General features: G+C 60.1%; 11 protein-coding genes. 6 read left to right on the forward strand and 5 right to left on the reverse strand.

Going from position 1 to position 11,974, the window contains the following annotated elements:
- Positions 1 to 197 precede the first annotated feature (197 nt).
- A complete protein-coding gene (locus tag ACQRAQ_RS03345; RefSeq protein ID WP_427793891.1) occupies positions 198 to 533 on the reverse strand; it encodes a hypothetical protein in 336 nt (111 codons plus the stop codon).
- A gap of 220 nt (positions 534 to 753) precedes the next feature.
- On the opposite strand from ACQRAQ_RS03345, the gene ACQRAQ_RS03350 reads away from it, so the two are divergent.
- Positions 754 to 2,010 (forward strand): ATP-grasp domain-containing protein, encoded by a 1,257-nt coding sequence (locus ACQRAQ_RS03350; protein WP_427793893.1) that lies wholly within the window; start codon positions 754 to 756, stop codon positions 2,008 to 2,010.
- Positions 2,011 to 2,095: 85 nt separating this feature from the next.
- Positions 2,096 to 2,842, forward strand: coding sequence for an aspartate/glutamate racemase family protein (locus ACQRAQ_RS03355; protein ID WP_427748219.1), 747 nt, complete (start codon positions 2,096 to 2,098; stop codon positions 2,840 to 2,842).
- Positions 2,843 to 2,965: 123 nt separating this feature from the next.
- Here ACQRAQ_RS03355 and ACQRAQ_RS03360 read toward each other — a convergent pair whose 3' ends face one another.
- The 4 genes from ACQRAQ_RS03360 to ACQRAQ_RS03375 form a co-directional block, all read right to left on the reverse strand.
- Complete coding sequence (locus tag ACQRAQ_RS03360) at positions 2,966 to 3,712, reverse strand: energy-coupling factor transporter transmembrane component T family protein (protein ID WP_427748218.1); 747 nt, start codon at positions 3,710 to 3,712, stop codon at positions 2,966 to 2,968.
- Positions 3,705 to 5,456, reverse strand: coding sequence for an ABC transporter ATP-binding protein (locus ACQRAQ_RS03365; protein ID WP_427793895.1), 1,752 nt, complete (start codon positions 5,454 to 5,456; stop codon positions 3,705 to 3,707). The genes ACQRAQ_RS03360 and ACQRAQ_RS03365 overlap by 8 nt, the downstream gene beginning before the upstream one ends.
- A 212-nt stretch (positions 5,457 to 5,668) precedes the next feature.
- Entirely contained in the window at positions 5,669 to 6,244 is a 576-nt protein-coding gene (locus ACQRAQ_RS03370; protein WP_427718462.1) for a hypothetical protein, read from the reverse strand.
- Positions 6,245 to 6,881: 637 nt separating this feature from the next.
- Positions 6,882 to 7,799, reverse strand: coding sequence for a diacylglycerol/lipid kinase family protein (locus ACQRAQ_RS03375; protein ID WP_427793897.1), 918 nt, complete (start codon positions 7,797 to 7,799; stop codon positions 6,882 to 6,884).
- A 98-nt stretch (positions 7,800 to 7,897) separates the two neighbouring features.
- On the opposite strand from ACQRAQ_RS03375, the gene rnd reads away from it, so the two are divergent.
- The 4 genes from rnd (at position 7,898) to xseB (ending at position 11,851) form a co-directional block, all read left to right on the forward strand.
- A complete protein-coding gene (gene rnd, locus ACQRAQ_RS03380) occupies positions 7,898 to 9,031 on the forward strand; it encodes a ribonuclease D (protein ID WP_154517283.1) in 1,134 nt (377 codons plus the stop codon).
- A 238-nt stretch (positions 9,032 to 9,269) separates the two neighbouring features.
- Positions 9,270 to 9,974 carry a zinc metallopeptidase gene (locus ACQRAQ_RS03385; RefSeq protein ID WP_154517280.1) on the forward strand — a complete coding sequence of 235 codons (705 nt, stop codon included), beginning with the start codon at positions 9,270 to 9,272 and terminating at the stop codon, positions 9,972 to 9,974.
- 116 nt (positions 9,975 to 10,090) lie between these two features.
- Positions 10,091 to 11,542 carry an exodeoxyribonuclease VII large subunit gene (gene xseA, locus ACQRAQ_RS03390; RefSeq protein ID WP_427793899.1) on the forward strand — a complete coding sequence of 484 codons (1,452 nt, stop codon included), beginning with the start codon at positions 10,091 to 10,093 and terminating at the stop codon, positions 11,540 to 11,542.
- Positions 11,543 to 11,584: 42 nt separating this feature from the next.
- On the forward strand, positions 11,585 to 11,851 hold the full coding sequence (xseB, locus tag ACQRAQ_RS03395) for an exodeoxyribonuclease VII small subunit (protein WP_161144749.1): 267 nt from the start codon (positions 11,585 to 11,587) through the stop codon (positions 11,849 to 11,851).
- The last annotated feature ends 123 nt before the right edge of the window (positions 11,852 to 11,974 follow it).

Raw genomic sequence — 11,974 nt, forward strand, 5'->3', positions numbered from 1 at the left:
CAGGTATTCTACTACTGCTTTCGACCTCAACTTGAACCTTAAAGGTTTTAAAGGGTCAAGTTGAACTTGAGACTTTGGCTTTGACCTGCAGTTATATCGAATTGTTGAGAAACCATAGAGTTCAACTTTAACGTTACGGGGGCCTGTTTGGGACGGGCTTTGGACTGTGAAGGCTATCTCAACGTTGGGGTTTGTGGCTATAAGGCCCCATTGCGGCGAGCTTGCCCTACTTCGTTGAGCGCCTGGGCGGGGGTGAACGAACAGGTGCCGTCGCCGAGTTTGATTACCCTGATGTTGTCCCCGGCGTGGGCATCGGAGACGAGGCCAAACTGCTCGATGGCGGTATCGTGTCCGCCGGCGACGGGCGTCTTGCGCGTGCCTTTGTGCGCCGATGTATCGATGGAGGTGATGTAGGCGGCACCGTCGTAAGCGTCGTTTGCGGTGCGCAGAGGAGCAGTCGCTTGCGCGCGCGGCGCCAACTCGCGTTTTGCGGCATCGAGGATGGGGTTATCGGTTGGAAGGTCCTGGAGCACGCGTGCGCCTTTCACTCGGGGGTATCAATATGCTGAACCCTACAACAACGGTGGGTTCATTGCCGTTTGTCATACGGCGGTGAGCGCGGCCTTCATGCTGGATAATTGCGTTGATTGTCATAGATACAGTGGAGCTTTAGGAGGAAACGGTCCGGCACGCTAAAATAAACGGGTTGCATAAAGACCGCCCGTCGTGGGCAGTTCTAGATAGGAAGTTTCCATGGCATTGCAGTTTACAGAGCGCGAGTTTATCCCCGTGCTGCTCGGTGGCGACATCAACGCCTATTCGGTGGCGCGCGCCTTTTACGAGGAGTATCAGGTCAAGAGCCTGGTCTTTGGCAAGTACCAGACCGGTCCTGCGTACCGCAGCCAGATTATCGACTACACGCCCAATGTGGATATCGACACCATGCCGGTCATGATCGAGACCATTAACGGTGTCGCTCAGGCCAATCCCGATAAGAAGATTATTCTCATGGGCTGCGGCGACAACTATGTCGCGCTTGCCGCACAGGCTCAGGATGCCGGCGAGCTTGCCTCAAACGTCATCGCGCCCTATGCGCCCTACAGCATGCTCGAACAGTGCCAGAAGAAGGAAATCTTCTACGAGCTGTGCGAGAAGCACGGTGTTCCCTATCCGCATACGTTTACCTTTACCATGGCCATGCTCAACGCCCGGGGCGAGGCTCCTGCCGAGGTGCTCGACCAGATCGATTTTCCCTTCCCGATGATCCTGAAGCCTTCCGACGGCATCATGTGGTGGGAGCACGAGTTCGAGGGACAGAAGAAGGCCTACGAGATCGCCGATCGCGCCGAGCTGGAGCAGGTCATTCGCGATGTATACGCGAGTGGCTACACCGATGATCTGATCCTGCAGGATCGCGTGCCCGGCAACGACGAGTACATGCGCGTGCTTACCAGCTATTCCGACCGCAACGGCAAGGTGCGCATGATGTGCCTGGGCCACGTGCTGCTCGAGGAGCACCAGCCTCACGGCGTTGGCAACCACGCCTGCATCATCACCGAGCCCAATGACGAGCTCATGGGCGGCGTGCGCAAGTTGCTCGAGGACCTCAAGTTTACGGGCTTCTCCAACTTTGACGTCAAATACGACGAGCGCGACGGTTCGTTTAAGTTCTTCGACTTCAACACTCGTCAGGGCCGCAGTAACTACTACGTCACCAACAGTGGCTTTAACGTTGCCAAGTACGTAGTGGACGAGTATGTGTACAACCGCCCGTTTGAGCCCGAGTTTGTGACGGCGCAGAACGAGGCGCTGTGGATGGTTGTCCCCATGGGCGTGGTCGATAAATACGTCAAGGATCCCGAGCTGCGCGCTAAGGCGCATCGCCTGGTCAAGGAGGGTAAGGCCGCCGACCCCTCGTTTATGAAGGGCGACTTTGTCTTTAACCGCTGGCTGCGCATGTGGCACACCAAGCTGCGTCACTTTAAGCTGTTTAAGACGTATTACAAATAGGATGAACGTCGCGCCCGCCCGGTTTGTATCGGACGGGCGCGGGTATGATACGCGCAATGGTGCGAGCGTCACCAAGGAGGCGGCGATGGAAAAGCTGGGGGTTATCGGCGGTATGGGCGCCGAGGCCACGTCGTATTACTACGACCAGGTGGTGCGTCACACGGCTGCTACCTGTGATCAGGAACATATCGACATGGTGGTACTTTCCAAGTCGACCATGCCCGACCGCACGCTGGCCATCAAGACCGGCGAGCATGCCGAGCTGCTGGCGACCATGAAGGAATGTGCGCAGGCGCTCCAGACGCTGGGCTGCGCGCACATTGCCATTCCCTGCAACACGTCGCACTACTTCTACGATCAGATTCAGTCGTTTACCTCGGTCCCCATCATCCATATGCCGCGCGAGTCGGTGCGCTATGCGCTTGCCGGCGTGGTGATGGGGGAGTGTGAATTCGACCCCAACTTGAGCATGCCGGCCGAGCCGGTGCGCAAGATCGGCATCATGGGTACCGATGGCACCGTGGGTGCCGGCGTCTACGGTCGCGAGTGCGAGGCGGCGGGCGTCGAAGTTGTCTATCCCAGCGAGAAGCGCCAGGCCGATGTGATGTCGCTTATTTACGACGACGTGAAGGCAGGACGCGAGCCCGATATGGATAAGTTTGACCGAGTGATGTGGGAGTTTGCCCGCAGCGGCTGCGACCGCGTCATTCTGGCCTGCACGGAGCTTTCGGTGCTGCAAAAGTATCGCGAGATGCCCGAGATCACCCTCGACGCCATGGACGTTTTGGTGCGCGAGTCCATCATCCGCAGCGGTGCCCCCTACCGCCTGTAGCCCTCGACCTGCCAAAAAGGGACAGGTTTATTTTGGTAGGTTTTATCTGGGAAAACAGTAAAGGCCTCGGCTCGTTTGTGCGAGCCGAGGCCTTTTGCATTTTGCGGTTGCTGCCAGCGATTGCTAGAACAGGAAGCCGATGGCGATAAGGGCGATGCTGACGATAAGTACGGCAATGTCCAAGCCTTTGATGGGGTAGCGCTTGTACGAGCTCGCACGCGTGCGCAGGTAGAAGCCGCGCTGCTCGGCGGCAAGCGCGGAGGCATCGGTCTTGCCCACGCTCGAGATCAATAGCGGCACGCACAACGGCAGCATGAGCTTGAGTTTCTTGACGGGATTCTTGGTGTCGTACTCGACGCCGCGTGCGGTCTGTGCCTCCATGATGGCGTTCATCTCTTGGCCAAACACCGGCACAAAGCGCAGTGCCGTGGTAAAGGTAAAGGCGTAGCGATACGGCACGTGCAGCACCTCCACGCAGGCATTGGCAAGGTCGTTGAGCTTGGTCACCATGAGCATCAGGATGAGTGGCAGCGCTACGCCCAACAGGCGCAGACAGGCCTTCGAGCCGGTGATGAGGCCTTCGTCGGTGACGAAGCCCCACACCACGTTGCCATCGCGCATAAAGGCCAGCTGCAGCGCTAACATGATAAGTGCGAGCGGAATCAGCAGCTTGAGCAGCGAGAACAGGCGGTCGACGACGCCGGCGTAGGCTCCCAGCGCGAGCGTGAGCGCCAGAAACCCCAACAGCGCCACGTAGGTGTCGGACAAAAAGATGCCGATGATGATGGCAGCGGCGAGGCCCAGTTTGATGACGGGATTCAGACGATGCAGCAGCGTGTCGCCCGGCATATAGTCGATGACATTAACCACGGCGGACCATCTCCTCGGTAATGCGAACGATATCGGTGACCTCGCTCACCTGTGCAAAGGCGGGCGAGACGGAGGATGCCAGACGGCGTGAGAGTTCAATAACCTGGGGCGGTTCAACATAGGCACGCTGCATGAGCTCGATGTTCGAGAACAGCTCGTGCGTGCGGCCGCGATCGAGGATGCGACCGTCGGCCATTACTACGATGCGCTCGGCAAAGTCGGAGACGACTTCCATGTCGTGGCAGACCATGATAACGGCGCAGCCGCGCTCGGCCATGGTGCGCACCGTTTCCATCACGGTCATGCACTCGCGGTAGTCCAGGCCACTCGTGGGCTCGTCGAGCACCACGATCTTGGGCTCGACCACCACGACGGAGGCGAGCGCCACCATTTGGCGTTGGCCGCGCGAAAGGGAGAAGGGCGCCTCGTCGGCGGGCAGACCAAAGCGGTCGATGACGAGCTGGGCGCGACGTAGGGCCTCGGCTCGGTCGATGCCGGCAAGCTCCAGGCCAAAGGCGACCTCGTCGAGCACGGTGTCCTTGCAAATCTGGCGGTCGGGGTTTTGGAATAGGGTTGCGACTTCGCGTGCGATGCGGCTCGTGGGAACCGATACCGTGTCCAAGCCCGTAAAGCGCACGCTGCCCGATGCAGGCCTAAGCAGACCCGTGAGCAGCTTGGTGAGCGTGGTCTTGCCGGCTCCGTTTTGGCCGACAATGCCCACGAGCTCGCCGGGATAGAGCGTCAGGTTGAGGTCGTGGACGGCGGCGCCACCATGGGGGTAGGAAAACTCAACGTGGTCAAACGTGAGCACCGGCTCGGCGTCTCTCGCATGCGGGCGCAGCGACGGTGCGTGCGGGGAGCCTGCGGGCGCCTGAATGTCGCTGCTTGCATGAGCGGGGTCGACGATGCCCGTAATCAGGCGCTCGGCCTCATCAACATCTAAACAGGGAGTGCCACTGGCCAGGCCATCGGCCTCGAGGCTGTTGAAAATGCGCGTGACGCGCGGGCAATCGACACCGATGGCGCGGAGCTTGTCGGTGTGCGCAAAGACCTCATGTGGCTCGCCTTGCAGCGCGATCTGGCCGTGATTGAGCACGAGCACGCGGTTGCAATACTCCGAAAGCAGGGCGACCTTTTGCTCAACGACGACGATGGTGATGCCGAGGTTACGGTTTGCCTCGCGCAGCGTTTCGAAAACCAGTGTGGAGCTGACGGGATCGAGTGCCGCGGTTGGCTCATCGAGCACCAGCACGCGCGGGCGCATGGCGAGGATGGCAGCGATGGCCACCTTTTGCTTTTGGCCGCCCGAGAGGGTGGCTATCTCGCGGTCGCGCAGGTCGCTAATGCCGACGGCCTTAAGCGTCTCGCTCACGCGCTGCTCGATCTGGTCATGCGGAACGCCAAAGTTCTCCAGGCCAAAAAGCATCTCGTCCTCAACGACCGAGGCGACCATCTGCGTGTCGATGTCTTGCAGCACGCTGCCGACGATCTGCGATATGTCGGTGAGCGAGACCTCGCAGGTGTCGTGCCCGTCAACGAACACGGAGCCAAAGAAGGTTCCGCTGTAGTGGTGGGGCACGGCGCCCGACAGGCAGGCGGTAAGTGTTGATTTGCCGGCACCCGAAGGCCCGATGATGCCGATGAAATCTCCCTTGTTCACGCTGAGCGAAACGTGGCTAAGCGCCTGCTCGGCCTGCGTGCCATAGGCGAACGAGACATCGTCGACGTTGATGATCGTTTCCATGGATACCTTTCATAGTCATTGGGGATGTTCTTACATGACTAGTCGTTTAAGGACGTCCCCAATAGCTCGTTGTTTGGGACAGTCTTTGCTGGTGAAGCACGTAGACGGCTTTACGAGGTGCCCCAGGTTGGCGCGAAAGAGGAGCGAAGCGTACTTGGGTACGCGAGCGACGAATGAACGCCAATATGGGGTGGCTCGTAAAGCCGAGCGGGTTAGTTAAGCCTAAGGGCCTTCTGGATGGGCAGATAGAGCGCGCCGACCAGAATGGCGTTGAACACAGCGGTCATGGCGACGACGGGCAGCATAGCTGCGGCGAGTTCGCCCACTACGCCGAGCATGGCCATCTTGATGACCATGAAGATGACGCCCGAGACAAAGGTGGTCACGAACGTAGCGACGATGGCGACGGCAGGCTTAACTTGGCCATCCTTGGCGGCAGTGTTGACAATGACGGCCATAAGCATGGCGGCGATGCCCTCGGCGGCAAAATCGACAAACGGCGAGGTAGTGGTGATCTGGATTACGGCCGCCGAGATGAGACCGATGACGAGTGCCTGACCAATGTTGGGACGAACGACCAGGATGGTGAGGCAGAAGGCCGAGATGATGAACTCGGGGCTAATCATGCCGCCGGAGATACCCGAGATTGCCTTGCCGACGGTAAAGTTGAGGATGAAGCCGGCGGCAAGCAGGATGGCGAGCAGGACAAGGGCGCGAACATCGAGTTTGCCGCAGTCAGTGGTCTGGACGGTGCGGGGCTGGGCGGTGGCGGTGGTGTTCTGAGACATGTTGAAAATCCTTTCGGAAGGGGAGTGCAAGGGAAAAGCGGAGGCGCGTGATGCGAATGCGATCGGGCTCGAGATAGAAAAAGGCCCCCGGTCGAAACCGGAGGCCTTTCAATCACCTAGAGCGCAAAAACAGGCGTGAGGGACTCACTGTCGACCGATCGTATTCGCATCACGCCACCACCAGTTGTTGAGGGACGTCATCGTGTTCTTCATGTTGGTGGCTCCTTTCGTGATGCCATGGCGCGGTCGCGCCCAGTTGCTGTTGCGCTGCACTATAGCACAGCGAAGTGTGTGCGGGGAAATCTTTTTTGAAAAGATTTCGGCGACGTTTCCCGCCGGTCGAAGGGGCGGGCTGAGCGGGGGGGACCTTGGCCATCCCGCCCGCGCCTTAAGGTGTGGGGTTCTTAGGCCTTCTTGCGACGATAGATCACGAAGCCACAGACACCGATGATAATGGCGCCAACACCCATGGCGGCCATGTTGTTGCCCTTGGACTTCTCCTCGGTGATTGGATGAATATCATACCAATGTGGATTTACTTCTTTCGGCGGTGAATCACGTTGATGGCGTAGCCCACGAGCAGGGCCAGAACGATGACGATAAAGCCAAGGATAGGGTTGTCGTTCACGGGGTTCTCCTATTTTCCGAGTGGTGAGAATTCGTCGACGATGAGGTCGAGGCATTGCGGAAGCGCGCGGGCGCCAAAGACACCGGAGTTGCTGGAGATGATCTCGCCATCGAACTGCATACCCAGCGACGGCGTGCAGGTAATCTTGGCTTCCTTGGTCTGGATAATCTTAAACTGCGGGCGGCCGAGCACCTTGCCGGCGGGGTCGAGCGCAGCGGTGATCACGGTAGGCAGCAGCTGCACCGTGCGAACGGGTTCAATAACGACGATGTCGACCATGCCGTCGTTCATGCGGCAGCTGGGGAACAGGTTGATGTCGTTTTGGATGACTGAGGTATTGCCCGCCATGCAGCAGATGCCGTCGAGCTCCTCGACCATGCCGTCGTGCTCAATGGTGAAGTGCGCCACTGTGGGATTGGGCGTGGCGAGTGCGGAGAGGAAGTAGGCGATCTCGCCGATGTCGTTTTTGGTGGGGGCGGCCTTCATCATGATCTCGGCGTCGTAGCCCGAGCCGGCGATGATGATGAAGCCGTGGCGCTTCTCGTTACCGTTCTCGTCGATCCAAAAGAGCTCACCCATGTCCACCTTGACCGTGCGGCCGGCGCGGCAAGCCTTGGCAAGCGCCGCCGCCTCGGGGGCATTGCCGATGTTGTTAAAGAACAGGCAGGCCGTGCCAGAGGGAAAGACGAGTGTGGGGACACCGCACCCGCGCATCTGGTCGAGCACGTTAGAGACGGTGCCGTCGCCGCCCGAGACCACCACGCGATCAAACTCGCGCACGTCCGCCACGGCGTCTTCGGGCTCCATGCCGTCGCCGATAAAGCGCATCACGACCTCGTCGCCGCCCTGTGCGAGGGCGTGCGTGAATGCGTAGATTTCATCTGAGCTGGGGCCCGATGCCGGGTTGTGGATGATAAGGCAGCGCATACTTACGTTCCCGTTCTGTGACTAACCGAGTATAGTTGTAAGGCAATGCCGATATCCTACCCGTGTTTTTCGGGCCTAACCTTATTCGATGGGTTGATATGTACATTTCCACACATCAGGCTCTACTCGATTTTTGCCAGCGCGCTCGTGAGTTCGACGCAATCGCCGTCGATACCGAGTTTTTGCGCGAGCGCACGTTCCATCCGCGTCTGTGCCTGGTCCAGATTGCCACCCCCGCCGAGAGCGTCGCGGTCGACCCCCTGGTGATTGACGACCTGTCGCCGCTCGCTGAGCTTATGGCCGACGAGAGCGTGGTCAAGGTCTTCCACGCCTGCTCGCAGGATATGGAGGTCATGCTCCACACCGTGGGCGCGCTGCCGCGTCCGATTTTTGACACGCAGGTCGCCGCCGCCTTTTTGGGTGAGCGCCAGCAGATTTCCTACGGCGCGCTCGTTCAGACGTTCTGCGGCGTATCGCTGCCCAAGACCGAGTCCTTGACCGATTGGTCGCGCCGCCCGCTGAGCGATAAGCAGATTGAGTACGCGATCGATGACGTCAAGTATCTGATCGTCGCCTATACCGAGATGATGAGCCGCCTGCGCGAGCTTGGCCGCGTGGACTGGGTGCTCGACGAGTTGCGCCCGCTGGCAGACGAGTCGCACTACCGCGCCGACCGCCATGAGGCATTCCGCAAGGTCAAGCGCATCAACTCGTGTAGCCGCCATCAGCTGGGCATTGCGCGCGAGCTTGCCGCCTGGCGCGAGGACCGCGCCGAGCGCCGCAACATCCCGCGCAAGTGGGTTATGTCCGACGATACGCTGCTGGCGCTCGTCAAGCGCAATCCCGTGCGCGTTGAGGAGTTCCGCAGCATCCGCGGCACCGATCAACTGGGGGAGCGCGATGTGGACGGCGCGCTCATGGCCATCAAGCGCGGCGCGAGTTGCCCGCACGATCGCCTGCCGCTCATGGTGCGCGGACATCGCCAGATCTCTCCGGAGCTGGAGAGCGTGACGGATCTCATGTACGCGCTCATTCGCCTGGTTGCCGAGCGTTCGGGCGTGGCGACCTCGGTCATTGCCTCGCGCGATGACCTGGCCGACTATATTGAGCATCCCGAGCAGAGCCCTTTGCGCGAAGGTTGGCGCTTTGAGCTTGTGGGCTCGCGCCTGGACGATCTGCTCTCGGGCAACATGGGGTTGACGGTGAAGGACGGCAAAATCGAGCTCCTGTAGGTATATGGTTACGCGGTTTTACCAAACCGCGTAACAGCTCGACGCTGCAAACGGCCGAGAGCGGCAATCTGACGTTCAATCGTCGCTCGCGTACCAAAGTACGCGTCGCTTCTCTTTCACGTCACCTTGCTCGCTCTCGGCCGTTTTCGCTGACATTGCCAAAACATCGATGCTGTCTCGTTGGCTGGGCGAGTGGGTAGAATGCCTCCAACGTGTAACTCGATTCGGAGGAATTCGCATGCCCTATTACTATGGTTATGGTTTTGGCATCGACCCGCTGTACCTGCTGGTCGTCCTTGTTTGTACGGTGCTCGGTCTTGCCGCGCAAAGCTATATCAACTCGACGTACAAGACGTGGTCTAAGGTGCGCTCGGACGGCGATACGGGCGCTGCGGTCGCGCGCCGCATGCTCGACGCCAGCGGTTGCAATGCCGTGGGTATCAAGGGCGTCGCCGGCGAGCTCACCGACCACTACAACCCGCAGGATAACAACCTGTATCTCTCGGATGCCAACCGTTCGGGCGGATCGGTCGCAAGCGTTGCCGTCGCCTGCCACGAGGCGGGCCATGCCGCCCAGCGACAAAGCGGCTATGCCATGATGAAGGTGCGCACTGCCCTGGTCCCGGTCGTCAACTTTACCCAGAACACCTGGACCATCGTGCTGCTCATGGGCCTGTTCATGAACATTGCCGGGCTCACAACCCTCGCGCTGATCTTCTTCTCGTTTAGTGTGTTGTTCCAGCTGGTTACGCTGCCGGTCGAGATTGATGCCAGCCGCCGCGCCGTGGCGTACATCGAGCGGTCGGGCATGAGCTCCAAGCAGGTCAACGGTGCCAAGAAGGTCCTGACGGCAGCCGCGCTTACCTATGTGGCCGCAGCGCTCACCTCGATCATTCAGCTGCTCTACCTGATGGCTCGCTACAACAGAAACTCCAACCGATAACAAATGGGACTGACAAAGCGCCGCGGGGATTTGTGTCCCCGCGGCGCTGTACTATGTGTTGGACTTGAATTTGCGCAGGGCTGGAGCCTTTGTGCACGATAACGAAAGGAGGCTGCGTGGCAGGCTGGAATCTAACCGGCAATGCCGTTTCCGCCGAGTTTGACGGCTCGGACGATCGGGAGCGCAAGGAACTCAGCGTGAGCCAGGCGGTGGAGATCGCCGCCGGTGCACTCGATGCTATTCCGCAGCTGAGTGTCTTGGGCGAGGTCACGGGCTTCCGTGGCCCCAATGCCCGAAGCGGCCACTGCTACTTCCAGATTAAGGACGATTCGGCCGCCGTTGACTGCATCATTTGGAAGGGTGCCTATCTCAAGCGCACGTTCGATCTGCGCGACGGCATGCAGGTGAGCTTTAAGGGCAGCTTTAACCTCTATAAGCCCACGGGCCGCATGAGTTTTGTCGCCCGCTCGTTTTCGCTGGCGGGGGAGGGTCTGCTGCGTCAACAAGTGGCGCAACTGGCCGAAAAGCTGAGCCGCGAGGGCCTGATGGACGAAGCGCGCAAGCGCCGCATCCCAGTGTTCTGCTCGCGCGTGGCAGTCGTCACCTCGCTTTCGGGTGCCGTAATCGATGACGTCAAGCGCACATTGCGTCGTCGCAACCCACTCGTCGAGCTCGTTTGCGTGGGTGCCAAGGTTCAAGGCGAGGGTGCGCCGGCAGAGCTCATTGAGGGTTTGCGTCGCGCCGCTTCCATTACGCCGGCGCCCGATTGCATTTTGCTGGTGCGCGGCGGCGGCTCCTTCGAGGACCTCATGACCTTCAATGACGAGGAGCTTGCCCGTGCGGTGGCAGCCTGTCCCGTGCCTGTGGTGACGGGCATTGGCCATGAGCCTGACACCTCGATTTGCGACATGGTGAGCGACCGTCGCGCCTCCACGCCAACGGCGGCTGCAGAATCGGTGGCACCGGCTATGACAGAGCTGGCCGACGTGCTCGAGGCACGTCATCAGCGTCTGGGCGCTGCGATGTCATCGATGATCGGGTCGAATCTGGTCGATCTGGAGATGCTCGACCAGCGTGGTCGGCGTGCCTGGGATACCTATACGGCACGCTTGGGCGATGCGCTCGATGCAGCCGCGTGCCGCCCGTGCCTCAACGATCCAACGTTTATGGTCGAGCGTCGCGAGTCAGAGCTTGCACTGACCGCTGACCGTCTGTCGGGCGCCATTGCTCGTTCGGTCGGTGCCTTCCGCTCCAACTTCGAGCGTCTGCCCGAGCGCTTGGTCGCAAGCACCTCGGGGCTCGATGGCAAGCGTCATGCACTCACGCTCGCGAGCTCCCGCCTGGAGCATCAGGGGCGCACGATGTTGAACAAGCCCGCGTCCGACTTGGGCCGTGCGGCAGCCTCGCTCGACGCCCTGTCGCCGCTCAAGGTGCTTGCCCGCGGCTACTCCATCGCGTATAGCGAAGACGGTGTGGCTACAAGCGCCCAGACCTTTAAGCCCGGCGATGCCATCCGCGTGCGCATGGCGGACGGCAACGTGGCGGCAACCGTCAACGCGGTCGAATAGACCGCGTTTCACAGTGATAGACCTTTAGGAAAGGAAACAGATATGGCAGAGAAGACCCCGGTCGAGCAGCTTACGTACAAGCAGGCCTCGCAGGAGCTGGAACTCATTATCCGCAGCCTGGAGTCGGGCGACATGGAGCTCGAGGAGTCGCTCGAGAGCTACACCCGCGGCGTCGAGCTTCTCAAGAGCCTGCGTACCCGCCTGGCCGATGCCGAGCAGAAGGTCTCGGTGCTTCTTAAGGATGTCGACGGCAACGACGTGCTCGCCGACGGCGAAGCCGCCAACACCGACGACAACCTCTCGTTCTAACCATCTCGCAGTCCACTTTGGGGTAGTCTTTTTGGGACGGGGCTTTTTTGACTACCTCTTGTCGGCTGCCTCGCCGAGCACTTGCGTTTGCGAAAAAGTAGTCAAAAAAGCCCCGTCGCAAAA

This window comes from Collinsella sp. SGI.178, assembly GCF_050313495.1.
Classification (GTDB): domain Bacteria; phylum Actinomycetota; class Coriobacteriia; order Coriobacteriales; family Coriobacteriaceae; genus Collinsella.

Excerpts from the sequence above, each read along its gene's own strand:
- xseB (WP_161144749.1), top strand. The coding sequence starts at position 11,585 with ATGGCAGAGAAGACCCCGGTCGAGCAGCTTACGTACAAGCAGGCCTCG.
- ACQRAQ_RS03355 (WP_427748219.1), top strand. The coding sequence starts at position 2,096 with ATGGAAAAGCTGGGGGTTATCGGCGGTATGGGCGCCGAGGCCACGTCG.
- ACQRAQ_RS03385 (WP_154517280.1), top strand. The coding sequence starts at position 9,270 with ATGCCCTATTACTATGGTTATGGTTTTGGCATCGACCCGCTGTACCTG.
- ACQRAQ_RS03375 (WP_427793897.1), bottom strand. The coding sequence starts at position 7,799 with ATGCGCTGCCTTATCATCCACAACCCGGCATCGGGCCCCAGCTCAGAT.
- ACQRAQ_RS03370 (WP_427718462.1), bottom strand. The coding sequence starts at position 6,244 with ATGTCTCAGAACACCACCGCCACCGCCCAGCCCCGCACCGTCCAGACC.
- ACQRAQ_RS03350 (WP_427793893.1), top strand. The coding sequence starts at position 754 with ATGGCATTGCAGTTTACAGAGCGCGAGTTTATCCCCGTGCTGCTCGGT.
- rnd (WP_154517283.1), top strand. The coding sequence starts at position 7,898 with ATGTACATTTCCACACATCAGGCTCTACTCGATTTTTGCCAGCGCGCT.
- ACQRAQ_RS03365 (WP_427793895.1), bottom strand. The coding sequence starts at position 5,456 with ATGGAAACGATCATCAACGTCGACGATGTCTCGTTCGCCTATGGCACG.